This is a genomic window from Burkholderia sp. BKH01 (genome assembly GCF_025685725.1).
Lineage (GTDB): Bacteria > Pseudomonadota > Gammaproteobacteria > Burkholderiales > Burkholderiaceae > Burkholderia > Burkholderia pyrrocinia_C.
In genome coordinates this window covers 24,359-48,241 of sequence record NZ_JAOTQT010000022.1, presented here as the reverse complement: position 1 = coordinate 48,241, position 23,883 = coordinate 24,359, and the positions used below count along the sequence as shown (strand labels likewise).

The 23,883-nt window shown below is 64.8% G+C and carries 26 protein-coding genes; 7 read left to right on the top strand and 19 right to left on the bottom strand.

Annotated features, from left to right (window positions below; genetic code table 11):
- Positions 1-13: 13 nt before the first annotated feature.
- From OEJ37_RS26190 to OEJ37_RS26170, 5 genes are read right to left on the bottom strand one after another with little or no spacing between them, the layout of a single operon-like run.
- Entirely contained in the window at positions 14-1,984 is a 1,971-nt protein-coding gene (locus OEJ37_RS26190) for a phage tail protein (protein ID WP_263346994.1), read from the bottom strand.
- Positions 1,985-1,987: 3 nt separating this feature from the next.
- Positions 1,988-2,542: a phage tail protein I gene (locus OEJ37_RS26185; RefSeq protein ID WP_098154704.1), complete on the bottom strand. Its 555-nt coding sequence runs from the start codon at positions 2,540-2,542 to the stop codon at positions 1,988-1,990.
- Positions 2,535-3,440, bottom strand: coding sequence for a baseplate J/gp47 family protein (locus OEJ37_RS26180; RefSeq protein ID WP_263346991.1), 906 nt, complete (start codon positions 3,438-3,440; stop codon positions 2,535-2,537). Before OEJ37_RS26180 ends, OEJ37_RS26185 begins: the two co-directional genes overlap by 8 nt.
- The gene (locus tag OEJ37_RS26175) at positions 3,437-3,799 is read right to left on the bottom strand and encodes a GPW/gp25 family protein (protein WP_263346989.1); all 363 of its coding nucleotides are present in this window, start codon (positions 3,797-3,799) and stop codon (positions 3,437-3,439) included. Before OEJ37_RS26175 ends, OEJ37_RS26180 begins: the two co-directional genes overlap by 4 nt.
- Positions 3,796-4,482: a phage baseplate assembly protein V gene (locus tag OEJ37_RS26170; protein WP_098154830.1), complete on the bottom strand. Its 687-nt coding sequence runs from the start codon at positions 4,480-4,482 to the stop codon at positions 3,796-3,798. The genes OEJ37_RS26175 and OEJ37_RS26170 overlap by 4 nt, the downstream gene beginning before the upstream one ends.
- Before the next feature lie 174 nt (positions 4,483-4,656).
- Here OEJ37_RS26170 and OEJ37_RS26165 point away from each other — a divergent pair, with 174 nt between their 5' ends.
- The gene (locus OEJ37_RS26165; protein ID WP_098154701.1) at positions 4,657-5,433 is read left to right on the top strand and encodes a DNA-methyltransferase; all 777 of its coding nucleotides are present in this window, start codon (positions 4,657-4,659) and stop codon (positions 5,431-5,433) included.
- 29 nt (positions 5,434-5,462) lie between these two features.
- Here OEJ37_RS26165 and OEJ37_RS26160 read toward each other — a convergent pair whose 3' ends face one another.
- From OEJ37_RS26160 to OEJ37_RS26100, 13 genes are all read right to left on the bottom strand, one after another.
- Positions 5,463-6,002, bottom strand: a complete 540-nt coding sequence (locus OEJ37_RS26160) for a YniB family protein (protein ID WP_193759957.1) — start codon at positions 6,000-6,002, stop codon at positions 5,463-5,465.
- A 96-nt stretch (positions 6,003-6,098) separates the two neighbouring features.
- Positions 6,099-6,566, bottom strand: a complete 468-nt coding sequence (locus OEJ37_RS26155; protein ID WP_263346977.1) for a phage virion morphogenesis protein — start codon at positions 6,564-6,566, stop codon at positions 6,099-6,101.
- Entirely contained in the window at positions 6,566-6,982 is a 417-nt protein-coding gene (locus OEJ37_RS26150) for a phage tail protein (protein WP_176025569.1), read from the bottom strand. The genes OEJ37_RS26155 and OEJ37_RS26150 overlap by 1 nt, the downstream gene beginning before the upstream one ends.
- Positions 6,975-7,208: an Rz1-like lysis system protein LysC gene (lysC, locus tag OEJ37_RS26145; protein WP_263346973.1), complete on the bottom strand. Its 234-nt coding sequence runs from the start codon at positions 7,206-7,208 to the stop codon at positions 6,975-6,977. Before lysC ends, OEJ37_RS26150 begins: the two co-directional genes overlap by 8 nt.
- Positions 7,096-7,536 carry an Rz-like lysis system protein LysB gene (gene lysB / locus OEJ37_RS26140; protein WP_263346970.1) on the bottom strand — a complete coding sequence of 147 codons (441 nt, stop codon included), beginning with the start codon at positions 7,534-7,536 and terminating at the stop codon, positions 7,096-7,098. Before lysB ends, lysC begins: the two co-directional genes overlap by 113 nt.
- Positions 7,533-8,342, bottom strand: a complete 810-nt coding sequence (locus OEJ37_RS26135) for an N-acetylmuramidase family protein (protein WP_263346968.1) — start codon at positions 8,340-8,342, stop codon at positions 7,533-7,535. Before OEJ37_RS26135 ends, lysB begins: the two co-directional genes overlap by 4 nt.
- Positions 8,339-8,611 (bottom strand): phage holin family protein, encoded by a 273-nt coding sequence (locus OEJ37_RS26130; protein WP_263346966.1) that lies wholly within the window; start codon positions 8,609-8,611, stop codon positions 8,339-8,341. The genes OEJ37_RS26135 and OEJ37_RS26130 overlap by 4 nt, the downstream gene beginning before the upstream one ends.
- Position 8,612: 1 nt before the next feature.
- Positions 8,613-8,957 (bottom strand): putative holin, encoded by a 345-nt coding sequence (locus OEJ37_RS26125; protein WP_059543853.1) that lies wholly within the window; start codon positions 8,955-8,957, stop codon positions 8,613-8,615.
- Between the two features lie 15 nt (positions 8,958-8,972).
- The gene (locus OEJ37_RS26120) at positions 8,973-9,179 is read right to left on the bottom strand and encodes a tail protein X (RefSeq protein WP_263346963.1); all 207 of its coding nucleotides are present in this window, start codon (positions 9,177-9,179) and stop codon (positions 8,973-8,975) included.
- On the bottom strand, positions 9,179-9,658 hold the full coding sequence (locus OEJ37_RS26115; protein ID WP_263347101.1) for a head completion/stabilization protein: 480 nt from the start codon (positions 9,656-9,658) through the stop codon (positions 9,179-9,181). Before OEJ37_RS26115 ends, OEJ37_RS26120 begins: the two co-directional genes overlap by 1 nt.
- A 99-nt stretch (positions 9,659-9,757) precedes the next feature.
- Entirely contained in the window at positions 9,758-10,447 is a 690-nt protein-coding gene (locus tag OEJ37_RS26110; protein ID WP_263346961.1) for a terminase endonuclease subunit, read from the bottom strand.
- Positions 10,444-11,457, bottom strand: a complete 1,014-nt coding sequence (locus OEJ37_RS26105) for a phage major capsid protein, P2 family (protein WP_263346959.1) — start codon at positions 11,455-11,457, stop codon at positions 10,444-10,446. The genes OEJ37_RS26110 and OEJ37_RS26105 overlap by 4 nt, the downstream gene beginning before the upstream one ends.
- Before the next feature lie 35 nt (positions 11,458-11,492).
- Positions 11,493-12,305 (bottom strand): GPO family capsid scaffolding protein, encoded by an 813-nt coding sequence (locus OEJ37_RS26100; protein ID WP_016038218.1) that lies wholly within the window; start codon positions 12,303-12,305, stop codon positions 11,493-11,495.
- 144 nt (positions 12,306-12,449) lie between these two features.
- On the opposite strand from OEJ37_RS26100, the gene OEJ37_RS26095 reads away from it, so the two are divergent.
- Together OEJ37_RS26095 and OEJ37_RS26090 are read left to right on the top strand one after the other, a co-directional pair.
- Positions 12,450-14,219 carry a terminase ATPase subunit family protein gene (locus tag OEJ37_RS26095; protein WP_176049248.1) on the top strand — a complete coding sequence of 590 codons (1,770 nt, stop codon included), beginning with the start codon at positions 12,450-12,452 and terminating at the stop codon, positions 14,217-14,219.
- Positions 14,216-15,271 carry a phage portal protein gene (locus tag OEJ37_RS26090; RefSeq protein WP_263346954.1) on the top strand — a complete coding sequence of 352 codons (1,056 nt, stop codon included), beginning with the start codon at positions 14,216-14,218 and terminating at the stop codon, positions 15,269-15,271. Before OEJ37_RS26095 ends, OEJ37_RS26090 begins: the two co-directional genes overlap by 4 nt.
- 40 nt (positions 15,272-15,311) lie before the next feature.
- On the opposite strand, the gene OEJ37_RS26085 is transcribed toward OEJ37_RS26090, so the two are convergent.
- Complete coding sequence (locus OEJ37_RS26085; RefSeq protein ID WP_263346952.1) at positions 15,312-17,165, bottom strand: beta-galactosidase; 1,854 nt, start codon at positions 17,163-17,165, stop codon at positions 15,312-15,314.
- Positions 17,166-17,827: 662 nt separating this feature from the next.
- Here OEJ37_RS26085 and OEJ37_RS26080 point away from each other — a divergent pair.
- The 4 genes from OEJ37_RS26080 to OEJ37_RS26065 all read left to right on the top strand — a co-directional run bounded on the left by OEJ37_RS26080 (position 17,828) and on the right by OEJ37_RS26065 (position 23,848).
- Positions 17,828-18,547: an NYN domain-containing protein gene (locus tag OEJ37_RS26080; RefSeq protein WP_263346949.1), complete on the top strand. Its 720-nt coding sequence runs from the start codon at positions 17,828-17,830 to the stop codon at positions 18,545-18,547.
- Between the two features lie 652 nt (positions 18,548-19,199).
- Positions 19,200-20,771, top strand: a complete 1,572-nt coding sequence (locus tag OEJ37_RS26075; RefSeq protein WP_263346947.1) for a TIGR04222 domain-containing membrane protein — start codon at positions 19,200-19,202, stop codon at positions 20,769-20,771.
- Positions 20,772-21,118: 347 nt separating this feature from the next.
- Positions 21,119-21,862 (top strand): acetyltransferase, encoded by a 744-nt coding sequence (locus OEJ37_RS26070; protein ID WP_263346944.1) that lies wholly within the window; start codon positions 21,119-21,121, stop codon positions 21,860-21,862.
- A 39-nt stretch (positions 21,863-21,901) separates the two neighbouring features.
- Positions 21,902-23,848 carry a tetratricopeptide repeat-containing glycosyltransferase family protein gene (locus OEJ37_RS26065; protein WP_263346941.1) on the top strand — a complete coding sequence of 649 codons (1,947 nt, stop codon included), beginning with the start codon at positions 21,902-21,904 and terminating at the stop codon, positions 23,846-23,848.
- Positions 23,849-23,883 lie beyond the last annotated feature (35 nt).

Here is a 23,883-nt window from a genome sequence, read left to right as displayed (position 1 = left end):
CGAGGTCCGTGGATTAGTAGGCGCGGATCATGGCGAGCAGCGCGATGTTGCGCGGCCGCGCTTCGTTGCCGCCGTCCGCGCCGATCGTGATTGCGTGCGAGTGGCTGCCGGCCCCGCCGATGCCGACGTTGTGGCCGTGCTCGCCCGTGGCGTCGATCCAGATACCGGTGCCGGAACCTTCGGTGCCGTGCATGTCCTGGCGGTCCCAGTTGTACGGCCCCCAGCCTTGGCCGTAGGAGGTCGCGACGACACCAACACGGCCCATCCGCACACCGTGGGCGTGGCCGGGATCGTGAAGTGGGTGGTTGTGATGTCCCTGTACATCGGTCCAGGCCGAGTGCGCGTGGTCGCCGACAGCAGCGGCCGACGCGCCGTGCGCATGCGACGCGTTGAGAAATATCTGGAACGTGCCAATGCCGCGGCCGGTATCGATGCCGCGTCCGTCATCCCAAAAGCGCGGAAATTCCCCGCGAAACTCCGGGATGCGGAACGTCGTTGCGCCGTCACCGTGCGAGAAGCAGCCGAAGAACCCCTTCGCACCCCAATCAGCATCCGCAACAATCGCGCCGCTCGCTTGCGCGTAGGCCCACAGCTCGGGGTAGTCGGCTCGATTGAGCAGCGCGCCGTTCAGCTTCAGGCAGCCCGCTCGCACGCTCGTGCGTACTTCGAGGAGGATCGTGCCGATCTCTTGGGTCGCCATGCGCTGAACAACCCATTCCGTCGTGGCGAAGCGCGTCGAGCGGTCGCCTGTCGGCGGCGTTGGGCCGGTTACGGCTTGGTCGAATGCGGCGAGGGTCGGTGTGAAGCGGACAACGGATGCGCCGTTGCAGGTCACACCGAACTGCCCGTCGGCGCTGTGGTACAGGCCGGTATCCGGCGCGCCGTCGTTCGCGAACGTGAGGGACGGGCTGGCCAGACTGCCTTCCGCGAGGATCAGGCGCTTTCCGGCTGCGAACGTGAGGTCGCCGCCCAAGGTGCCGCCCTTCGTCTTGTCGAGTGGGTTGAGATTGCCTTCGTGCCAGGTGAGCTTGCCGTCGATGCGAAAAGTTCGATCGGCGAAGAGGTACTGAAACGCCCCTTTCGTGGGCGACCAGAAGCCGACGCTTTGCGCGCTGCTGTACAGGTAGCCATCGGTGGGACCCAGCCGAATATGCGCTTCGGCCGCGCTTTGACCGACCGACAGGTCGCCAGCCACTTCGACGGCACCGCCGAATTCTGCGCCGCGGCCGGTGCCGTCGATCGTGACCTTGCCGGTCAGGAGCGACCAGCAGAACGGCAACATGCCGTTGCTCGTCCCGATTGCGTCGCCTTGTTTGGTCGACAGCAGCGCGGCGGTTTTCCCGTCCACGCGCAGGAACGCGCCGTATTCTCCGCCGATCGCCCGGACGTGGGCGCCGCCAGCGTCGGTGCCGGCGACGGAGACTGGTCCGGAGAATGCCGCGCCCGTGAGCGCCGCATACCGGGCCGCTACCTTCTTCGGCGTGACGATGCGCGTGTCATCCGCACCGGCGTCGACTTCGGCCTGCGTTGCGAGTTCAGCGACGCCCTTGCGCTCGGTCGTGGCCGGCGGGTTCAGAAACGTCGTCGGGCCGAACTGGAGAAGGGCCGCGTCGATCGACGCGAACACGGTATCGCTCGCCAGCAGCAGCATGGCCGCGGGCGATTTTTCGAGGATAGGCGTGCTCTGCACATAGACGCCGAACAGCACGCCGTTGTCGAGGTACAGGCCGTATGCGTACAGCGAATACTGGTCGTCTGAGTCGTCCTGGATGACGACGTGTACGGTGTCGGGCGCGACGTTGTCGCCGCCGAACGTGGTCACGCGCTTGCGCTCGTTCGGCAGGGTCTTCATGCCCTTGTCGAATGCGAACGCCGCGGTGCCCAACCCGATTTCTACGACACGGCGCGCGACAGTGCCGGTGTTGTCGGGCGCGACAAGCGCTGCACGACCGGCGTCGGTAATTTGGATCAGGTTTCCAGCCATGTTTCAGGTATCCGAGAGGGACAGACGGCAATAGACCGCGGCGCGCGCGCCGGCGCCGACGCGCTGCGTGGCGGTCGCGTCAAAGCCCTGCTTGAAGGTGTAGTGCGCGGTACCGCGCTTCGCTCGATCGACTTCCGCGCGGATGTCGGCGACGTATTCGGCAGTCGCCGGCACGCCGTCGCGGCTGCCGACCGTCAGCACGATGTCGAACGTTCCCGGCCGGCCACGCGGCGTCATCTCGAACCATTCGCGCATCGCCACGTTCGCGCCGAACGACGCACATACCTGGCGCACGGCTTCGGCCGTGCCCTTGATGCGCGCAATGCGGATCGCTGTTTTCACGCGCGCGCGCTTGACCTGCTCGGGCCAGTAGTCCTTCCAGGTCTCGACGCCGACGTGCCAGGCGAGCCACGGCAGGAACGCCAGCGGGATCGCGTCCGGATCCATCAGCGTGCCGATGTCGACCGGGATGCCGCTGATTCGCGCATTGGTCTCGGCCAGGCGCCGCTCGAGCGCGGTCGCGTTCGGCGGCAGCAACGAGGGCATCGGCTTATTCATCCGCGACCCCGCCGTCGATCAGCTCGATGCCCGTGCAGTACGGCGCCTGCTCGCCCGTCACGGCGACGCCGCCGGCCGGCGAGTCGAGCAATACCTTCTGCACGCCCGCCACGCGCATCGCCGCGTGCAGGCCGTCGACCGTCACTTCCATGCCGATGCGGTGCATGTCGGCGGCGAACTTCGCCGTGCGCTTGTTCGCTTCCGCGAGCGCGACGGCGCGATCCGGGCCGGAGAAGAAGCGCAGCGTTGAGCGGATCGCATAGCGCACGATCTTCGCGCTCTGCACGATCACTTCGTCGGTCTGCGGTCGCTTACCTTCCAGATTCCTCTTCACGATCTCGATCAACTCGTCGCTCGCGGTGCCGTCGCCTTCGCGCGACAGGATCGTGACGACCATCACGCACGGTTCCGGGCTGAACGCGGCGGCAGACAGCACTCGGCCATCGGCCGAACGCGCATGGAACACGTACGCCTCTTCGGGACCGGCGACGGAGAAACCGCGCGGCGCGAGCTGCACGCGCTCGCGCAGGCTGTCGTCGTCTTCGTAGACCGGATCGACTCCGTTTTCGGGATCGCCGGCCGAGATGACCAGGCGCTCTACATCGAAGAGGGCGGCAATGTGTTCGAGCGTCGTGCCGCGCGCGTACGCGAGCAGAATGCCGCGCGCCTTGTCGTTGATGAGCTGGCGCAGCAGCACTTCGCGATAGGCGTTCTCCTGCAACGATCGCGTCAACGGTTCGGATTCGAGCGCGAGCGTCGCGGCGATCTCGGCCCGTTGATCGGCTGGGTACAGGGAAATGAGTCGCGCTTTACGTTCGGCGAACAGCGTTTCGAAATCGATCGGGTCGACGATATCGGGTGCCGGCAGTTGCGACAGGTCGATCGGGGTCGTTCTCATGCGCCGACTCCGTTCGGCACAAGCACGCGCAGCGATACGGGTTCGTCGCGCTCGTCGGTCCATCCTTCGATGTCGACGAGCTGCTGACCGGCGAACGCATCATTGGTATCCGCCACGAGTTGCACGCGGGTGACGGTCAGACGCGGTTCCCAGCGCATCAGCGCAGTCGCGGCGGCCGCATACAGGCGAATGCGCGTCGAGCCATTGGTCGGCGCGTCGATCAGGTCGGGCAATTCCGAGCCGAACGAACGGCGCTGGATGCACGATCCGAGCGGGGTCGTCAGAATCCGACCGACCGACTGCGACAGGTGGTCGACGCCCGAAATCGCGCGACCCGTGACAGCGTTCATACCCTTCATGCTGCCCCCGGGATCGGCTTCGACGTGCGGGCGAATTCGCCCTTCGCGTCGTGCGGGTGTTCGACCAGGCTGACGTTGCGCGCGACAACGTCGTCAGTGAACTCGGCGCGACCGTCGATCTTCATGACAGAACCGCCTTCGCCGCCCTTACCGGTCATGCCCGACTCGAACGCGAACGGACCTTTCACGGTCAGCGATTTCGTCACGGTCGCGTCACCGTCGAGCAGGATGTTTTCGGCTTGAACGGTCGCGTCCTTCGTCTGCACGATGACCGCGCCTGGTGCGATGACGCGCACGGTCGCGCCGGCCGGAAGCTCGGCCGTCAGCGAGTGCGCCGCATGGTCGTAGCTGACTCGCGCGCCGTCCGCGTAGACGCGGGTATGGGTGTTCGGAGAGTTGTCCGGCGCCGGCGCGGCGTCCGAGTAAATGCCGCGCAGCGCGACGGCTTGCGCGAAATCGCCCATCGGGCCGAGCAGGACGACCTGCTCGCCTTTCGTCGGCGGAAGCCATTCGCGCGTGCTGCCGGCCGCCGGTGTGAGCCAGGGAATCCAGTTGGTTTGCAGGCCGTCGTCGGCGGATTCGCCGACCGCGACGCGACAGAGGCCAGCGCCGTAGTCGACATCGAGAATCGAGCCCTTGCGCACGGCGTTGCGTGCCTGCCGTTGAATTTCGTTCGCATCCATGCCGACCATGTTGCCGGCCGCCCTCGCGTGACGCGAGCGAATGCAAATGTCGTGCTTGTGGGTACATCATGCTCGTCGCGCGCGCGAGCAAACGTGCGTCGACAATCGGTGTTACACGCTCAACGACGTGTTATGCACACGTCGCGGGTGTCCCTTTCACGCTGCCTCTGACCCATGACGATTCACATTTCCGACGCCGCGCCCGCGGCCGACATTGCCCCGATGCTCAACCAGCTTCATCGTGTCGACGCGCTCGCATTGGCGCGCACACTGCCGGATCAGTCCGTCGACCTGGTATTCACCGATCCGCCGTACGCGTCGGGCGGTCTGCACCTGTCCGCGCGATCGCGTGCGCCGAGCCAGAAGTACATCAACAGCGACACGAAGGCGGTCTATACAGACTTCGAAGGCGACAACATGGACCAACGCGCCTGGGCGTTCTGGTGCCACGCCTGGCTGACCGAATCCCGCCGCGCGATGAAGCCCGGCGCGCTGCTCGTTTGCTTTATCGACTGGCGCCAGCTCGCGACGTTGACGGATGTAGTGCAGGCAGCCGGCCTGACGCTGCGCGGCATCGCCGTATGGGACAAGACGCCGGGCCGTACGCGGCCGCGCCGAGGTGGATTCGCGCAACAGGCCGAGTTCATCGTATGGGCGAGCCGCGGGCCGATGAACGATAGCGACGTGTACCTGCCCGGCGTGTTTCCGACGCGCCTGGCGCTCCCGAAGCAACACGTCACTGAAAAGCCGATCGAGCTGGCGCGCGACGTGGTGCGCCTGGTGCCCGATGGCGGCGTCGTGTGCGACCTGTTCGCCGGTTCCGGGACGTTTCTAGTCGCCGCGCGCGAAGCCGGCCTGCAGTGGGTCGGATGTGAGACGAGCCAGGCGTATCACGCGATCGCGTCGACGCGCCTGGCTGCTGTGAATGATTCAGCGGCCGACGTAGCGTAGCGGCCAGTCAAGTACGAGCACGATTGGCCTCAGTGAACGAGGCCAAATTTCAGATTGGCGAGTTGGCCCAAGACGGTTGCGGCGACTGCGATTGCGATCAACCCGACCGGCCGCTTGTACCACTGGTCTTTTTGGTCAAGCTCGATGTTTATTTGCATGACATCGGGTTTTGCGCCTTGGACGACACCCATTTGCCTCAACAATTCTTGATCCCAGCCGAGCTCTTCAACACGCTTGATGCAGGCCCTGATGCGTTGATTCAGGCGCGATGCAGCGCTCCAAATCGATTGACTAATCATGAAAACGGCGGCCCAAAAAATCAGCCAATAGTTTCCAGGCCACTTGAGATCGTACGGAGCCGCGAGTGGGGCGTTAGACCAGAATAGTCCCAAAAAAGGAGTGCCAGCGTACAGTAGCTCGATGCCATGCTTGGCGAATGCAGTCAGTCGCGCTAGGGGAGGTAGCGCAGCGGCATTAAGCGACTCGGCGTAATAATAGAATCCTTTGATAAACCCTATGACTACAATTAGACCGGAAACAATTCCAAGCATGGCCGAAATGATTCGCATGCGAGTGACACGTATTCTGGCTTGACCTAGCTTCATTACTAATCCCCAGTGATATTGCCGCTCTACAGCCGGCAATTAATCATACACAAGGAATTTTCAGCGATTCAAGTAACGTAGTAATCGATCGCGCACAAGCTCGCGATCGGCCGCGGCGAAGCCGAGCACGACGCGAACCGGATACTGTGCGAGCGGACCGCCCGGTTCGACGGGGGCCTTCTGGCCCTCCTGGTGAACGCGCACGATGCGCGACAGGCGGTCGTCGAACCCGATCGCGAGCCCCGTGTCGTCGACATCGATCCGCAGATAGCGGGCGGTGCGCAGCTTGCGAAACATCGCCTGCCGCTTGATGCGGCCGACCTTAGTGCGCAAGCCCTTGCCGCCCTTCTTGATCTTGCGCGGCACGTACGCGCTGCCGTCCGGGTTTTGCTGCGCGGCGACGCGCGACTGTTGCGCACGACGCATATCGCGTCCCAGCTCGCGAAACAGACGCCGGCGAGCTGCCGGCGCCAGCTTCGCGAGCAGCCCGCCGGCCCACTTTTCAAGCGCACGCAGATCATCATCCATTACACCACCCAGTGTTCGGCCGCGTCGTCGACGTGTTCGACCGTGCGGCGGCCGCCTTCGTCCATACCGACCACAACGCTTTCCGTGAGCTTCAGCTTAACCGCGAGGTCGACGGCATCGTTCGCGAGAATGTCGGCGATGAACGTCATGCCGTCGCGGCGCTGGTCGGCGTTGGTCACGAGGTCGGGTTGGTTCGCGCGCGCCCATTCGACAACCGCAATCATCACGTCGTCGGCGTTGCCGATGAAGTCGCGGATGAGAATCTCGCACTCGTACCGGTATTCGAACGACGGCGTGCGTGTGCCGGTCGCGACAATGTGGCCGTCGTTGATGAAGACGACGAGCAGGTCGGGCGCAGCGGCGAGCTGCGGAATCGCCGCGACGAGCGCGGCGCGCAGGCTGTTCGGTTTAATCATGGGCGGCCGCCTGCGGGTTCGTCTGACTGCGCGCCTGGCACGCAGCAATCATGTCGACTTCGGCCGCACAGCGCGCCCATGCCGCCCGCGCGACGGTCAGCGCGTCGCTCAGATCACCGTTCGTCTGCGGGTGAGCGGCCGGCAGCGTGCACCGTGTCACCGTCGCGCACGCGTTGAGCGTAATCGTTGGCGCCGGCGAGGGCAGGGCTGCTGTGCAGGCGCACAACGTCGTCAGGCAGGCGAGCAGCAGCCCACGTGCGAACGGCTTCGTTCTCATCGATGAGTTTCCGGAGTTGCGATTGATACGCGGCGAGCGTCGCGTCGACGGTGTCGCGTGTGCGGTCGAGCTGCGCGCGCTGCTCGTCTTTCTCACGGGCATTCGTGAGCAGCCGGCCAATGATCGCGTCGCGCGTGTCCACATCCTGTTTCGCCTGGCGGGCGGCATCCTGTGCCGTGGCGAGGCGTCCCTGCAGCGCGCGCACATATTGCGCGCCTGCGACCGCCGCGACGAGCACCGCGAGCGCCAGCCAGAAGCGAAGGCCTGGCCCGGTCACGCGGCCGCCTTCGCGCCGGCGTAGCGTTCGTACGCCTGGGCGAGCTTCGCGTCGTAGAGGTTGCGGGCATAGTCCGGGCCGTTGTAGCCCTTCGCGAAGGCAGCCCACTTCCGGTTTTTCAGCGCGGACAGCAGCGACGAGTCAGCCGCGACGAAGCGCACGAACCCGTCGAGCTGGTCGCCCTCGCTCGTCTCCATCCGCGCGACGAACTCGTCGATGCTCGCGTAGCCGAGGCGCTTCCAGTGGTAGCCCATCACCTGGAACGCGCCCCAGCTCGCCGATTCGTAAGCCGATGCCGCGTGGACGCGCGCGGCGGTGTCGAGCCGCACGTATTCGGCGGCGCCGCCCTGGTAGCCGCCCGGCTTCTGGTTGACGACGTTCGGGAACAGCAGCGAGTAGTGGACGGCGTCATTCGCGCCGATGCTGTCGACGAGCTGCCGGTACATGACATGCCGCTCGAACAGGATCACGGGCCGGCCGTCCGCCAGAAACCCCGAGCCGCGCGATTCCACTTCGTTGACGGCGCGCACGCATGCGGGCGAAACGCCGAGTTTGTCCGCGGCACGCGTGATGTCCGCTTCGGTCAGGTGTTTGCGGTCGCGCTGGCCAGCCGACAGCACAGCGTACGTGTTCGGGCCGGCGATCCCGTCGACGACGATCCCGGCCGCGGCCTGGAGCGCCTTCACCGCTTGCTCGGTCGCTTCGTCGTACAGGTGGGACACGTCGAGCGCGTAGCCGGCGCGGGCGAGACGTTGCTGCAGCAGACCGACTTCCGCGCCGCGGTCGTTGAAACGGAGGATATTCATGATTCGGTGCTCCGGAGAAGGTGCGCGACGTTGCCGCGCGCGAGGTGGACAAACAGGGCCAGCAACACGGCCTGCACGGCCTGGAAGAAGCCGACCGGCTGCGGATGGATGAGCAGCTCGATTGCCGAGCCGCCGGAAATCGCGACGATCAGCCAGGCCGTCCAGGCGACGTGCGAGCGGTGCCGCGCACCGTTCTTCCGGTAGGTCAGCACGCGCAGGATGACGGCGAGGTGCGCGGCGAGCGCGACCAGGGCAAACGACAGGTGCATGTCATTTCCCCCTGCGGATCAGCGCGCCGAAGTCGATGTCCTTCACGCGCTCCATCAGCGTCAGCGTGACCGTGATGACGAGCGCGGCGGCGAAGAACGCGGCGACGCCCGACGAGCGAACTGGCACGATGTGGGTGATTTCGGGTGCGGCCAGATAGCCCATCACGAGCGAGATGAGCATGTATGCGGCGCGCCGGCCGATGCCGAGGTCTTTCGACGTGACGACGACAAGCGCCGCGCCGGCGAACGCGCCGATCAGCGCGTCGCCGTCGATGCCCGGCGCGATGCCGGCCAGGCCGATCGCGGCGGCCAGCGCTGCGGCGGTAGTGGTGTTCGGTTCAGCCATTCGGACAATTCCAGGTCAATCAAACAGTTGCAGGAGGGGCTTCGTCTGCTCGATCGTGTTCAGCTCGGGCATGTCGACGACGGTTCCCATCGGCAGCACGACGCCCAGCTCTGCGAGGCCGGGATTTGCTTCCAGGACCGCTTCGACGGTGCCGGCCGTGCTGGCGTAGTAGCGCCAGCAAAGAGCGTCGAGCGTTTCGCCCTGAAGCGTGGCGACCTTCATCAGATCAGCTCAACCGTCGAGCGCGCGACGCCCAGGATGTCGCTGATGGCCCACCGTGCGTTGCGGCGCGACTCGTCGGCGGTCACGGCCAGCTCGGCCGCCACCTGGCCGCCGCTCTTCGTCGAGTCGAAGCCGCGGTATTTCTCTGTCACGTCCGCGTGCGCCAAGTGGTAGACGGCGCGCCGGTAGCGGAACACGAGCACGGATTCCCCCTCGACGCGCTCGGCTGGCACGTCGGCGAGTGACGCGGCGCCCGCTGCCCGCTGCCGGGTGCGCCATGCGGCCAGCTCGTCGTTGACGGTCAGCATGGCGTCGCGCGCGGCATGGTGCAGGCGCTCGCGTGTCACGGTGCCGTCCAGGCGCATCGCGTCGCGCAGCGCCGACAGGTCGATGTCCGGGAAGAAACCGTCGTTCGTCAGCGTGCCGTCGATCGGCGACGCGGCGACGGAAGGCGCAGCAGTGGCAACGAAACTGTTCATGGTTGATTCGGGGTGTGATGGCGGTGGACCGAAGGTCAAGGCCGGTGTCCGTCAGGCGTTGGGCCGTGCCTTCGGTGCCGCCATGCCGGGGTGGGCTCTTTACGTGCCTTCGGCGCCGTCGCCCGGACGGCCCGTGGCTTCGATCAACTTCGAAAGCCGATCGATGTCTTTTTTCACGCCGACGCGGTCGTTCAACGACAGCGCGCGGCGCAGATAGTCGAGGGCGCGCTGCGGATCGGCTTCCTGTACGGCATAGCCGAGCGCCTTGCAGAGCTTCGCGCGCACCTGGTCGTGCATGTCCGCGTCTGCCGTCAGCTCGTCGACCAGCTCCAGGCTGGCGGCGTCGAACGTGCTGCGCTCCAGGAACGCGGCCAGCGCGGCATCGGCGAACTGCTCGGCGACGACGGATGCGAGCGACCGTTCGAACTGGTCGGGCAGGGCGAGACCGTGCGTGAGCGCGTAGGCGGCAATCGCGAGCGCGCCGTCATAGTCGCCGGCATCGATGCGCCAGACCATGACCGTCACGAGTACGTCGTCCTGGGCGCCGCGGCCGCCGTTCAACACGCCCGCCACGTAGTCGGCGTACTCCGGCAGCAACTTCCGCTTCAGTTCGACCTTGCGGGCGACCGACTGCACGCCCTTCAGGGCGCGGCGGTCGGCAGCGAGCTTCGCGAGCATCAGCTCGTACGGCGTCGCACCGGCCATCGTCTGACCGGGCGCCGTCGCGGCCGCCGCGCGGGCGGCCGACACACGCGCGAAGTGCGCGCGAGCGGGCGTGTTGATCGTCATGCCGGCACCAGTTCGATGTTTTCCGCGACGCAGCCGCAACCGAAATCTTCGACGACATACGCGTCGTTCGACGATTCGTAGTTCTCGATTTGGTCGCGCTTCGGGTTGTCGATCAGCGAGCGCCGGCGCGCACCTTCCTGGAAGTAGATGGACAGGTTTTCGAGCTTCGTCACCATCATCGCGCGCTTCGGGAAGAACGGCACGCGCACGGCCGGCAGGTTGCCGATGCGCTTCTGGCTGACGATCAGGTCGGCCGCGAGCTGCTCGGTCGGAGCCTGCGTCGTGTTGACGATCGGGAAGTACTTGTCGTGCAGCAGCTCGCGGCCGCAGATCACGACGAGCCCCGTATCTTCCTGGAACCACGGGTCGATCATCGACGACACAACGTCCATCACGAGTGCGTCGAGATTCACGTAGTCGCCGCCTTTACCGACGAGCACCTTGCCGGCTTCCTTCGCGCCTTCGTGCAGCACGCGGTGCGACGCGCGGTCGCGATACTGTTGCAGCCAACCGATGTTCACGTCCTGCAACAGCGGGTTCGCTGCCTTGTCCGTCGACAGTGCCGCCTTGACGCCGTTCCAGCCGATCATGATCCGGTCGAGCGCAGACTGGTTGAGGATCACATTGCGGATGCGCTGCTGGAAGTCGGGGAATTTCGCCCAGGCGTCGAGCTTGCGGTACGTAATGGCCGTGTCGTAGTCGGTTTTCTCGCAGCGGTAGCGGTTGCTGTCCAGCGCCGTCGGGTCGATCGGCTGGCGTTCGGCCTTCGTCGTGTCGGTGCGGCTCGCGATCGGACCGGATACCGACAGGCCGAGCTTTTCGCCTTCCAGCTCGGTCACGGGCAGGATATTGATGCTCTTCAGGAATGCGCTCGATTCCTGCATTTTGGTTTCGAGCGTTTGCTGGACGGACGGCTCGACGGCGAATTTCTGCGATACGTCGTCGGTGTCGTTCAGCTTGGCGATTTGCGCGGCGTACTTTCGATACGCCTGGCGCGTTTCCTTCTTCATGAGTTGGGTTCTCCGGGGTGTGAGCGTGGAAGGGATCAGCAGTCGGTCACGAGCTCGCCGGTCGAACCGGTCGACGGCTGGCGCCGCGGTGCGCCGTTATCGGTGGCCGACAGCTTCGCAGTCAGTGCTTCGACAGCGGCCATCGCCTCGTCGGCGCGCTTCTTCGCGGCGGCCGCATCGTCCTGCGCGGTGGTGAGGTCGACGCGCAGCGCGGCGACGTCGCGGCCCTGCTGACTGGCGAAGCCGGCGATTTCTTCGACTGCGTGGCGCACGTCGGCGTCACGTTGATCGTCCGTCGAGCGATTGCGCGCGAACATGCCTTTGACGATGGACAGCAGGCTCGTCGATTCGGGTTCGCCTTCGAACTCGATCGACGTTTCGCACGCGGCCGAGAACAGATTGTTCGAACGGCGCGCCGCGAATTGCAGTGCTTCGGTGCCGAGGCTCGCCGGGTCGTCGGTCGCGGCCAGGCCGACCAGATACGCTTCGCCGATGTCTGCGAAGTCGGGATTGACTTCGATCGACGTGAAAACCTTCTGGCGCTTCTTCGACAGTGCGACCAGCTCGTCGGTCGGATCGAGCTGCGCGTACAGCCCCATCTTGCCTTTCAGCGGGCCGTCTTCGATCTCGGATGCCTTCAGCGCGATCACATCGCCATACGCGCCGAACGGGTTGGTTGCCGAGAGCGGCGCCCATCCCTTCAGGTGCTCGATATTGAGACGCGCGCCGTACAGTTCGCGGTTGTAGTTCTTCGCCATCTGCGTGAGCCATTCGCGCTTGATCTCGCGACCATCGACAGTCGCACCTTCGACTGCGACGCGGAAAAACTTCGTTTTGTTGGTTGCCATAGAGAGAGGTCGAACCGTGGGTCAGTGAATGTGGTTCCCATGTTCGACCTTCACGCGCCACGGCTCAACGAGCGGCGTGTGTTGCTCGCATGGGTACGTAGTGCTCCGCGTGATCGCGCGCGCGCGTCGCCCTACGCTTGCCGCATGCTCGAAACGACAGATCCAATTCAACGCGAAGCGAACGTGCGACAGATCGCGCGTTCACTCTACTGGCAAGGCTGGCGCATCTCGTCGATCGCGCGGCATCTCGAACTGAAGCCCGCGACCGTGGCGTCGTGGTGCCGTCGCGACAAGTGGAAAGACGCGACGCCGATCGAGCGTATCGAGGCGGCGGCCGAAACGCGCCTGATGGTCCTGATTGCGAAGGACAAGAAAGACGGCGCGGACTACAAGGAAATCGACCTGCTCGGCCGACAGATCGAGCGGCTCGCGCGCGTGCAGAAATACGGGGAGACGGGGAAGGAAGGCGACCTGAACCCGAACATTGCCGCACGCAATGCCGGGCCGAAGCGCAAGCCGCCGAAAAACGAAATCAGCGAGGAACAGGAAGAGCGGATCGTGAAGGCGTTCCGCGAATCACTGTTCGACTACCAGAAGGTTTGGTATCGAAACGGCGATCAGCAGACGCGCAATATCCTGAAGTCACGGCAGATCGGCGCGACGTGGTATTTCGCACGCGAGGCATTCGTCGACGCGCTCGATACCGGCCGCAACCAGATTTTTCTGTCGGCCAGCAAGGCACAGGCGCACGTCTTCAAACAGTACATCGTGCAGTTCGCGCGTGACGTGGCTGACGTTGAGCTGACGGGCGATCCGATCATTCTGCCGAACGGTGCGACGCTGTACTTCCTGGGGACGAACTCGCGCACCGCGCAGTCGTATCACGGCAATCTGTACTTCGACGAATATTTCTGGGTGCCGAAGTTCCGCGAGCTGAATACCGTTGCGTCGGGCATGGCGATGCACAAACGCTGGCGGCTGACCTACTTCAGCACGCCGTCGAGTACGACCCATGAAGCCTACGCGTTCTGGAGCGGCGCCGATGCGAATCGTGGGCGCGCGCCTGGCGATCGTATCCAGATCGACACGAGCCACGAAGCGCTCGTGCGAGGCATGCTGGGCGAGGACGAGCAGTGGCGTCAGATCGTCACCGTACTCGACGCGATCGAGGGCGGCTGCGACTTGTTCGACTTGGAGAGACTTCGGCGCCGGTACAGCGCAGAGGCTTTCGCGAACCTGCTGATGTGCCAGTTCATCGACGATTCGGTGTCGGTGTTCAAGCTGGCCGAGCTGCAGCGGTGCATGGTCGACTCGTGGGAGGAATGGGCAGACGACTTCTCGCCGCTGCTGCTGCGCCCGTTCGGCTATCGCGAGGTGTGGGTTGGCTACGATCCGGCGCTGACTGGCGACTCGGCCGGTCTCGTTGTAGTGGCGCCGCCGCGTGTCGAGGGTGGGACGTTCCGCGTGCTCGAACGTCACCAGTTCCGCGGCAACGACTTCGAGGAACAGGCCGCGGCGATCGAACAGATCACGCAGCGCTACAACGTCGGCTATATCGCGATCGACACGACGGGCATGGGGCAGGGCGTCTATCAGCTCGTGCGGAAGTTCTACCCGGCGGCCGTTGCATTGAACTACTCGCCCGAGGTCAAAACCCGCCTTGTGCTGAAGGGGCAATCCGTCATCCGCAACGGCCGCCTGCAATTCGACGCGGGATGGACCGACCTGGCCGCGGCGTTCATGGGAATCAAACAGACCATGACGGCAAGCGGGCGACATGCAACCTACACCGCCGACCGCAACGAAGAGACGGGCCACGCCGACCTTGCGTGGGCCTGCCTGCACGCGATCGACCGCGAGCCGCTCGCCGGCGGCGACATCAATTCTTCATCTTTCACGGAGTTCTATTCATGAGCAAGCGCCGATCGCGCGCGCCGCGCACGTTCGCGGCCGTGCCGGAGTCGGGAGCCGCCGGCGCCGCGCCGGCGCGCGCCGAGGTCTTCACCTTCGACGATCCCACGCCGGTCATGAACCGGGCCGAGATTCTCGATTACGTCGAATGCTGGTCGAACGGCGATTGGTTCGAGCCGCCCGTCAGCTTTGCTGGCCTGGCGAAGTCGTTCCGCGCGAGCACGCACCATAGCTCCGCGCTGTACTTCAAGGCGAACGTGCTGGCGTCGACATTCCGGCCGCATAGGTGGCTGTCGCGGCATGCGTTCGAGCGATGGGCGCTCGACTTCCTGACGTTCGGCAACGGCTATCTGGAACGCCGGCGCAATCAGCTCGGCGACACGCTGCGGCTCGAACCCGCCCTGGCGAAATACACGCGGCGCAAGGCAGATTTCAGCGGCTTCGTGTACGTGAACGGCTGGCAGGACAAGCACGAGTTCGAGCCGGGCAGCGTGTTCCAGCTCATGCGACCGGACATCAACCAGGAGGTGTACGGCCTGCCGGAATATCTCAGCTCGCTTCACTCGGCCTGGCTGAACGAGTCGTCGACGCTGTTCCGGCGGAAGTATTACGAAAACGGCAGCCACGCCGGCTTCATCCTCTACATGACCGACGCGGCGCAGAAACAGGAGGATGTCGACAACATGCGCACGGCGTTGAAGAACGCGAAGGGGCCGGGCAATTTCCGCAACGTGTTCATGTACGCGCCGGGCGGGAAGAAGGACGGCATCCAGCTCATTCCCGTGTCGGAGGTCGCGGCGAAGGACGAGTTCTTCAACATCAAGAACGTGACGCGCGACGACCTGCTTGCCGCGCATCGCGTGCCACCGCAACTGCTCGGCATTGTGCCGAGCAACTCGGGCGGGTTCGGCACGCCGGACACCGCGGCGCGCGTGTTCGGCCGGAACGAAATCAAACCGCTGCAGGCGCGCTTCGCCGAGCTGAATGACTGGGTCGGCGAAGAGGTCGTTTCGTTCGACGACTACGAGATTCCGCCGGCGCCGGCGGTTGTGTAGGTTGAGCGTAGTGCCATCGCAGCTGCGGCGCGGCGGTGGCTCAACCTGTGAGCGTTGAACGAAGGTCGATTGGTGCCGGCGTGATTTGATGCATGTCGAAGATCACCACTTCGTTGTACCCAGTTCGCAGCCAAGGGGCAGGGCAGAACAGTCGAAATTGAGGACCGACGTTCCAGTAGCGGCCGAGGTTGCGTCCATTGACCCAGACGATGCCTTTGATCCAGTCGCGCATGTCCAGGAACGTATCGCCCACCTGTTCGAGCACGAGTGCCGCTTTGAAGAAGAGGCCCGGTCGTGTCGGATTCGTGCATCGCTCCCGCAGTGTCGTGATGTACTCGGCGTCCATCGGGAGCGCATACGTTGTCCATTCGCGTAGCGGCTTCGCACCGACTGTCACGTCCCCGTCAATGCCCTTTCGGTCAATCAGATCGTCACCGTAGTTGACGCGGCCCATGCCTTCGACGAGCACGTCGAGCACCTTGCCACCGGTCGGAAGTGTGACGTGCTCGCTGTTTGGTACGACGCGCAGCCCTTCGGCGAGATAGCGCGGCATTTTTGCTCGCGTGATGCCGCCAGCATATTCGGCGTCAACGAACACGGTCGCATAGTCATGAACGTCACCCGCCGATAGCGGGCCGCCGGCTCCGCCGATGTCCGCGTGGCGGTAAAGAACGAAGCCGGCCTGTTGGCCGTGCATTTCCATCGGCCGCGGGGCGTCGCTTGTCGCGATCGGCGCCGGCAGGTTGTCCCATAGCGATGCGAAAAGAAACGGCCGCAGAGAATGATCGCCGGCGAGCTCGATCGTGGGCGGTGCTGCCGGTACGGGCGGAAGCGGTTCGGACAGGTGCGCCTGGATCAGGTTGCGGTAGCGCATGAAACTTGCCGCCGCACGTCCCTGCTCGTCGATTGGCGCGAAGTAGTCGTAGCTCGTGATGTCAGGTTGATAGTCACCTGTCTTGTGATCCCGGTTCGCGCCGGCCGTAAAGCCGAAGCTCGTGCCGCCGTGGATCACGTAAATGCTGAACGACAGACCGTAGCGCATGAAATCCGATAGCTCGCGCGAGATATCGGAGTCATCCCCCTGGAATTTCTGGTCGCCCCAATGGGTGAAGAAGCCCGGATAGACTTCGCCGCCCATAACGGTAGAACCGGGGAACTCTTCGCGTATCCGATCGATGTCGTGTGCTTTCGGTCCACTGAGGCCGATCGCGCAGCCGTCAAGCGCAGTTCGGTTTTCCCGCAATTGCTTGACACCGTCGTCGGTAAAGAACGGCCCGGCGATTCCGCCGTCCACCCATGCCCGCCGTATTTCCTCCAGATAGGCGATGTCGTCGCCATAGGTCGCATACTCGTTTTCGATCTGGATCAGTAAGATCGGCCCGCCGTTTGCCGACATCAACGGGCGCACTCGCGGCACCAGTTCAGCAATGTACTGACGCGCTGCATCCATGAAGCGCGGGTCACGGTGCGAGCCCACACGCAATTGAATGTCATCGTGTGCGAGCAGGCGCGAAGGGATGCCACCCAGATCCCACTCGCCGCAGATATACGGGCCGGGCCGTAGCAGCACCCACATGCCTTCGTCCTGGCAGAGCTGCATGAATGTCTCGACGTCGCGCTCGTCTGACTCGAAATCGAATTTACCCGCGGCCGTCTCGTGGAAATTCCACATGACGTAGACGGCGATGGTGTTCATCCCCATCGCCTTCGCCATCTGGATTCGCTGGCGCCAGTACTCGCGCGGGATGCGCGCCGGATGCATTTCGCCGCTACGAATCTGGAATGGCGCACCATCGAGCAGGAAAGTGATGCCGTCGGCGCCGAACGTCAGGGTGTGACTGCCCCCGTTTTTCGGCGTAGGGCCGGTGAGGATTTGCCGTGGTTCGAACTTCACGGACGTTTTGTTGCGACCGCATGCCCCGAGAAGCGGCACCAACGCTGCCGCCATCAAAAAGTTTCGCCTGTTCAAACTTGTGTTCCGGTTCTTTTTAGGGATTCGCCGAGCCTGGCCTTGGCTCGCCTTTCAATAACACAACATTATCTTACGAATCCAATCTTCGGGTCAGATCGCGAGCCGCCGCCGGCTGCACCACGGGCGTCTGGTGCGGCCGGTCGACTGCGACGACAAATATGGGCTGGCGACGAACAGGAGGGGAACCAAGGGCTCGTGGCGGGGCGCTGTTGGCATTTCTAGTAGGGATGGGGGAGGGGAATGTATCGGGCCTGCGGCGGCCGCTGCGCGGTCCCCTCCCCGCCTGCGGGCTCCGCTTGACAGGGCGGTTTTAGTGCACCGGGCTACCCGGCTCAACGGCCCATGTGGAGCGGGTCTCCGGGCGTTCCGGGGTGCCCGGAAATCGTGCGTTTTCATGCAGATCGTTGCACTACAATGCACTGATTCTGCGATTGCAACGACATACTTAGCCTTGCACTAAGTAATATCTTTTGCTATCGTTTGCCGTATCGAGCCCTTGGCAGTACGCCGACGCACACCATCCAGCGCCGCGCCGAACCCTTGGGCTTTTTTGCGTTCTGAAATCAGAAAAAACGGGGACGGGTATGCCGACGGCGATCCTGATTGACGGGGCTTTCTTCATCAAGCGCTTTCGGGCGATCGAACCGCACAATGCGCACGACGCGCGGCGTGCTGCGGAATGCGCGCACCGATGGGCGTGTGCTCATCTGACGCCAAGGCCGCGTCGGAATGGGGCAGGAAACGAGGAACAGGCCGCACGACAACAGGTGCGGGGCCAGCGCCGCGAGCTTTATCGAATTTTCTTCTACGATTGCCCGCCGCTGGAAAAGAAAATGCACAACCCGGTCAGCAAAAGGGCGGTTGATTTCAGCAAGTCGCCTGAGGCTGTGTTTCGCTTAGAACTCCATGAGCATCTACGCGGAATGCGAAAGGTTGCACTTCGCTTGGGCCATCTGTCGACACTTACCCCGTGGATAATCAAGCCGGAGAAGATCGCCGACCTGCTGGCGGGGCGGATCCAGATGGCGGACGTTACAGCGGATGACGTCATGGTAGATGTGCGGCAAAAGGGCGTCGATATGCGCATCGGGGTCGACGTCTCCTCGTTGGCGTTCAAAAAGCAGGTGGATCAGATCGTTCTGATAGCCGGAGATGCCGATTTCGTACCGGCAGCTAAACAGGCCCGACGCGAGGGTATCGATTTCATCCTCGATCCCATGTGGAAAGGGATTCCTCCGAACTTGAACGAACACATCGACGGATTGCGCTCGACTTGCCCGCAGCCACAACGTAGAGCGCCATAGCCTTGTGCATTCAGTTGCCCGGCTTGGTGTCGCGCTATACATACCGTGGAGCTCATCGCGGGTAGAGCGCGACGTTACAGATAGGGGACGGTGCGGCGCAAACGTGCGCACATATGGAGGGGCTGGCTGTCACGTCAGAAGCGACGGCGCGAGGTGTAACAACCTGGAGCGCCTAGCGTTGCAGCACTACAGTGAAATTACAGTTTGGATGAGCTTGGTTGGCCCTGATTGACCTTGATTAGCCTTGGTTTTGCAGATTGCGAGTCGCGCAAGGCATTGATTTATAAGGGACTGTTGTGCGCTGATAAAACTCCGAAGGCAGGGGTTGCTGGTTCGATCCCAGCCGGGCGCGCCAAAACATGCCTGTTCAGGCACTCGTCGGTTTCTCCGTACTACCGTTTCCCTTCCCGCAGTGAAATCGCAGCCAGTTGGCGGCCATCAGCGCTTTTTGGTGTCGTGATCCTCGATCGGCTGCGGCTGCAGCTGCGACTGCGCTTGCCGGGCACACATCTTCCGAGCCCGTCGCATCGCCCGACTCCGGGCAGTACCGGCGGACAGGCGTCTCACCGCTGCACCGTTATGCGAGAATCGCCCGCAACGACAACTCCAAGCGTCGATCGCGGCGGCCGTCCGCGCATCGCGCCGACTCCCGATGGCTGCCATCCCGTCCCGCTCGACCGCAGTCGATGCCCGCACGCTGACCGATGCGCAGCATGCCTTGCTCGCACGCCTGCATGCGTATTCCCCCGACGATCCGAACGCGCCGCTGCCGTACAGCCGGCGCCTCGCTGACGCCGAAGGCTGGTCGCACGCGCACGCGCTGGCCGTGATCGACGAATACAAGCGCTTCGCGTTTCTCGCGCAGGTGGCCGGGCACCCGGTCACGCCGTCGGTCGCGGTCGATGCCGCCTGGCATTTCCATCTGCAATACACGCTCGAATACTGGGACGTCTTCTGCGCCGGCGTGCTGCGCGCGCGGCTGCATCACATGCCCGGTACGGGGGCGCCGGACGAAGCCGAGGTGTACGCGCAGCGCTATCGCGACACGCTCGACAGCTATCGCCGGCTGTTCGGCTGCGAGCCGCCGGAGTCGATCTGGCCACCTGCGGACCTGCATGCCGTGCCCGGATCGCCACAGCCGGACCTGCCGGCCGCGGACGAGCCGGTCGAACCGGATTCGCCGGCCGCCCCGCTGGCCGGCAGGACCTGGCGCAACCGGCTGCCGAAGCTCGTGTGGCCGGCGGCCGCCGCGAGTGTCGCTGCGACCTGCGCGTCGGCGCAGGACTTCAACGTGCTGAACTACACAGGGCCGCAGTTTCTCGCGTTCTACGTGCTGGCGTGCGTGGTCGCGTTGTTGCTGATCGTGGGCCTGCAACAGATCGAATATCGCTGCCGGCGCTGGGGCGCGCGCGCTCGCGAAGCGCCGCCGAACCTGACGGTCGAGGAAGTCGCGTATCTCGTCGGAGACGAATCGAGGGTCGTGCAAGTCGCGACGCTGTCGCTCATCCAGGCGGGCGCGATCGACCTGAGGATGGCGGGGCGACTGGGCGCGCGCGTGCAGAGCATCGATGTGAGGCGCGCCGGCGCCTATGCGGACGAATGCTACTGGCTGGATGGGCAACCGGGCGGAGAGGCCAGCTTCGGCGCGTTCCGGCAGCTGCTGGCGCGTCGGTTCTCCGAATATGCGGATTCGTTGCGCGACTGCGGCTGGTTTTGGGCGCCCGGCGAGATGCGGACGGCGCGCATGGCCGCGCGCACGATTGCGCTGCTGGTGCTCGGCACGGGCGCGGCGAAACTGGCGGTCGGGCTGAGTCGAGGACGTCCGGTCCTGTTGCTCGTCATCTGCATGGCGGCGTTCGCGATCGCATACCACTTCGTCGCGCGGCGCCTGACCGGATTCGGGCGCGGCGGCCTGACGGTGGGTGGGCAGGTGTCGCTTGACGCGTACCGGAGCGCACGCCGCGGCGAGTCCGATTCGCCGGACGAGTCGCTCTGGGCTGCCGCGCTGTTTGGTGCGGGAGCGCTGGCCGGCACCGCGTGGGCCGCGCATTCGAGTGCGCTGATGGAGCCGCCGCCGTTGATGCGGGCGCCGATGGCGGCGCGCACGGGCGGTTCGGATTCGTCCGGCAGTAGCGGCTCGTCGTCGAGCTGCGGTTCGTCGAGTTCGTGCAGTTCCAGCTCATGCGGTTCGAGCAGTTGCGGCGGGTGCTCGTCGAGCAATTGAGCGTGACTGGTGCGGCGCGTGTGGGTGAGGGCGGGTTGGCCGGATCGAGGCGACGCCGCTGCGGAAGTCGACGCCGGAACGCCGTGATGGAAAAGCGGGCGCCGGCCGTCGGGCGCCGAAGGCAAGTCCATTTCGATGCCGGCCCTATCCTGGCCGCTGACTCGGGATCAGACCAGCCTCATCGACGGAACAGAAGTCAGAACGCCGTTCTTATTCGTTGTCGGTTGTTGTCGCGTGCTTCCTATACTGCATCGTCCATGATCGCGGCCGATGTGCCGCGTCGTTTCTCCGTTCCTGCCAGGCGGCCCCGGCATCGAGCCGCGGCGCCGGCACACTTGCGATCGCGAATGAACGTTACGACCTCCGACGACTGTATTGGCGTGTTGCCCGACCATCCGTGGGCGAAGCATTTCATTGTGCTGGGCTACCGGGATGGTGCCGTTTCGTCTATTCCAAACAATTTTTTCCGCGACTGGCTCGACGAGGAGGCGCAGGTTGGCACCTTTCATATCGGCCGTTGCTCAGGGCTTGGTGTGGGCTCGATCGTGAAGTACGACCAGGGCCATCAGAAACTCGTGATCGGCAAGAACGTGGCCGGCGGAATGCGCCTGCGTTTCCTGCTGAACGGTCAGCACGAGATGCGCACCATTTCCACGAGCATGTTCAGCATTTACGGTAACGGCCTCGTAAGTGCGCCGATGCCGCAATACGCGGATACCGTGATCCACAACGACGTCTGGATCGGAGATGAAGCGCTGTTCCTTGGCGGTAGCCAGATTGAGAGCGGATGCGTGATCGGCGCGCGGACCGTCGTTCCGCCCAATTTCCGCACCGAGGCTTATGGGATCTATGCGGGTTCGCCGGCACGTCTGGTTCGCTTCCGCTTCACGGAAAAAGTGCGCGAACAACTGCTACAGCTCGCGTGGTGGGATATGCCGCTCGACTGGATCAAGCAGAACAACGACGCATTTCTCGTCGATCTCACTGCCGACGAAGGGTGTGCGCTCGACACCCTCGCGGCGCTCAAGGAGGCCAAGGACCGTGCTGTAAGCACGTCCGGGCCCCCGGCCGCTGCACCGACCCCCATCTAACCGTTCGTTCGCGATGCGGGCCGCGCATTGCCGCATGACATGACGCCTGCTTCCGACTATTCCGCGCCCGTTCAACAAGCCGCGACCCTGTGCCAGGACGGACGGTTCGCCGACGCGCTGTCGCGTGTCGCGCCGCTGCTCGACGCGCCCGCGCCGGCCGTTGCGGCGCTGCACGTCGCGGCCATTTGTGCGCTCGGCCTGAACCGGCTGGCCGACGCTGAAGCCTGGTGGCGGCGCGCGATCGACGCGATGCCGGCGTTCGATCCGCCATACGACGGCCTCGACGCGCTGCTCGTGTCGCAGGACCGCCTGCCTGAAGCGGAGGCGATCCTCCGCCGGCAGCTCGCTTCCGTCACGCCGTTGCGTGCATCTCACCATCACCGGCTCGGCAAGGTGCTCGAAGCGCTCGGCCGGCTCGATGAAGCCGAGCAGGCGTTCGGGCAGGCGCTGCTGATCGAGCCGCAGTCCGCTGACGTGCTGACCGATCTCGGCAATGTGCTCCGCGTTCTCGGCAGGCCGGCCGAGGCGGAACTCGCGTACCGGCTCGCGATTGCGGTTCGCGCCGACCACGCGCTAGCGCATGCGAATCTCGGCGCGATCCTCGTTGACATGCAGCGGCTGCCCGAAGCGGAAGCGGCCAGCCGGCAGACAATCGCGCTATGCCCGGACCATCCGGAAGCGCATTACAACCTCGGCATCGCGCTGCAGAATCTCGATCGCCTGCCCGAAGCGGAAGCGGCGTATCGCGACGCGATCCGCTGCCGCCCCGGCCTGCCGCAGCCGCACAACAATCTCGGCTGCGTCCTGCGCGCGCAGGGCCGCCACGACGAAGCGACGGCCGCGTTCGGCGACGCACTCGCGCTCGCGCCGCAGATGGCCGAAGCGCATTACAACCTGGGCACGACGTTCGAGCATGCAGGCCGCCACGACGACGCCGAACGCGCGTACCGCCGCGCGCTCGAGCTGCGCGCCGACTATGGCGATGCCCGTTTCGGGCTGGCGACGCTGCTGCTCGGCCTCGGCCGGTTCGAGGAAGGCTGGCGCCGATACGAAGCGCGCTACGAGCTGTCGGCGTTTGTGCATCGCCGGACGCGCGAGGTGCTGCGGTGCGCGCAGTGGCAGGGCGAGCCGCTCGCCGGCAAGACGCTGCTCGTCTGGCAGGAAGACGGCCTCGGCGACATGCTGCAGTTCAGCCGCTATTTCGCGGAATTTCAAGCGCGGAATGCGGCGCGCGTGGTCTTCGCGTGCCAGCCCGCGCTGCATCGGCTGATGGAGACGGTCGACGGCGTCGACGAAGTGCTCGATCACGATGCGGCCGCGGCGTGTGCGCAGGAATTCGACTGCTGGACGAGCCTGCTGAGCGCGCCGATGCACGTCGGCACGACGCTCGACACGATCCCGCCGCCGGTGCGGCTCGTGCCCGATCCCGCCTGCGTCGCGCGCTGGCGCACGCGCCTCGATGCGCTGCCGGCCGGCCCGCGCGTCGGGCTCGTGTGGAAGGGCAACCCGAAGCATCACAACGATGCGCACCGCTCGCTGCCGTCGCTGGCGTTGCTGACGCCGCTGTGGAGTGTTTCAGGCGTGAATTTCGTAAGCCTGCAGAAGGGGCAGGGCGAGGACGAGGCGCGCGATCCGCCGGGCAGCCTGCCGTTGCTGCATCTCGGCTCGGAGATCGACGATTTCGCGGATACCGCTGCGATCGTCGCGCAGCTCGATCTCGTGGTGTGCGTCGATACGTCCACCGCGCATCTGGCCGCGTCGCTCGGCAAGCCTTGCTGGGTGCTGCTGCCGAATCAGGACGTCGATTGGCGCTGGATGCACGGCCGCGACGATTCGCCGTGGTATCCCGGCACGGTGCGGCTGTTTCGGAGAAGGCGCGACGAGAACTGGATTCAGGTGGCCGAGCGTGTGCGCGGGGCGTTTGCGGCGTATTTTGCGGCCCGTCGCGCAACGGCGGACGAAACGGCACCAACCGTCCTGACGTGATGGCGCGTACCGAATCGACGCGACTACGCGGCATA

Bases quoted from the DNA above. Each gene is read 5' to 3' on its own strand.
- OEJ37_RS26190 (WP_263346994.1), bottom strand. From the start codon at position 1,984: ATGGCTGGAAACCTGATCCAAATTACCGACGCCGGTCGTGCAGCGCTT.
- OEJ37_RS26185 (WP_098154704.1), bottom strand. From the start codon at position 2,542: ATGAATAAGCCGATGCCCTCGTTGCTGCCGCCGAACGCGACCGCGCTC.
- OEJ37_RS26180 (WP_263346991.1), bottom strand. From the start codon at position 3,440: ATGAGAACGACCCCGATCGACCTGTCGCAACTGCCGGCACCCGATATC.
- OEJ37_RS26175 (WP_263346989.1), bottom strand. From the start codon at position 3,799: ATGAAGGGTATGAACGCTGTCACGGGTCGCGCGATTTCGGGCGTCGAC.
- OEJ37_RS26170 (WP_098154830.1), bottom strand. From the start codon at position 4,482: ATGGATGCGAACGAAATTCAACGGCAGGCACGCAACGCCGTGCGCAAG.
- OEJ37_RS26165 (WP_098154701.1), top strand. From the start codon at position 4,657: ATGACGATTCACATTTCCGACGCCGCGCCCGCGGCCGACATTGCCCCG.
- OEJ37_RS26160 (WP_193759957.1), bottom strand. From the start codon at position 6,002: ATGCGAATCATTTCGGCCATGCTTGGAATTGTTTCCGGTCTAATTGTA.
- OEJ37_RS26155 (WP_263346977.1), bottom strand. From the start codon at position 6,566: ATGGATGATGATCTGCGTGCGCTTGAAAAGTGGGCCGGCGGGCTGCTC.
- OEJ37_RS26150 (WP_176025569.1), bottom strand. From the start codon at position 6,982: ATGATTAAACCGAACAGCCTGCGCGCCGCGCTCGTCGCGGCGATTCCG.
- OEJ37_RS26135 (WP_263346968.1), bottom strand. From the start codon at position 8,342: ATGAATATCCTCCGTTTCAACGACCGCGGCGCGGAAGTCGGTCTGCTG.
- OEJ37_RS26130 (WP_263346966.1), bottom strand. From the start codon at position 8,611: ATGCACCTGTCGTTTGCCCTGGTCGCGCTCGCCGCGCACCTCGCCGTC.
- OEJ37_RS26125 (WP_059543853.1), bottom strand. From the start codon at position 8,957: ATGGCTGAACCGAACACCACTACCGCCGCAGCGCTGGCCGCCGCGATC.
- OEJ37_RS26120 (WP_263346963.1), bottom strand. From the start codon at position 9,179: ATGAAGGTCGCCACGCTTCAGGGCGAAACGCTCGACGCTCTTTGCTGG.
- OEJ37_RS26115 (WP_263347101.1), bottom strand. From the start codon at position 9,658: ATGAACAGTTTCGTTGCCACTGCTGCGCCTTCCGTCGCCGCGTCGCCG.
- OEJ37_RS26110 (WP_263346961.1), bottom strand. From the start codon at position 10,447: ATGACGATCAACACGCCCGCTCGCGCGCACTTCGCGCGTGTGTCGGCC.
- OEJ37_RS26105 (WP_263346959.1), bottom strand. From the start codon at position 11,457: ATGAAGAAGGAAACGCGCCAGGCGTATCGAAAGTACGCCGCGCAAATC.
- OEJ37_RS26100 (WP_016038218.1), bottom strand. From the start codon at position 12,305: ATGGCAACCAACAAAACGAAGTTTTTCCGCGTCGCAGTCGAAGGTGCG.
- OEJ37_RS26095 (WP_176049248.1), top strand. From the start codon at position 12,450: ATGCTCGAAACGACAGATCCAATTCAACGCGAAGCGAACGTGCGACAG.
- OEJ37_RS26090 (WP_263346954.1), top strand. From the start codon at position 14,216: ATGAGCAAGCGCCGATCGCGCGCGCCGCGCACGTTCGCGGCCGTGCCG.
- OEJ37_RS26080 (WP_263346949.1), top strand. From the start codon at position 17,828: ATGCCGACGGCGATCCTGATTGACGGGGCTTTCTTCATCAAGCGCTTT.
- OEJ37_RS26075 (WP_263346947.1), top strand. From the start codon at position 19,200: ATGGCTGCCATCCCGTCCCGCTCGACCGCAGTCGATGCCCGCACGCTG.
- OEJ37_RS26070 (WP_263346944.1), top strand. From the start codon at position 21,119: ATGAACGTTACGACCTCCGACGACTGTATTGGCGTGTTGCCCGACCAT.
- OEJ37_RS26065 (WP_263346941.1), top strand. From the start codon at position 21,902: ATGACGCCTGCTTCCGACTATTCCGCGCCCGTTCAACAAGCCGCGACC.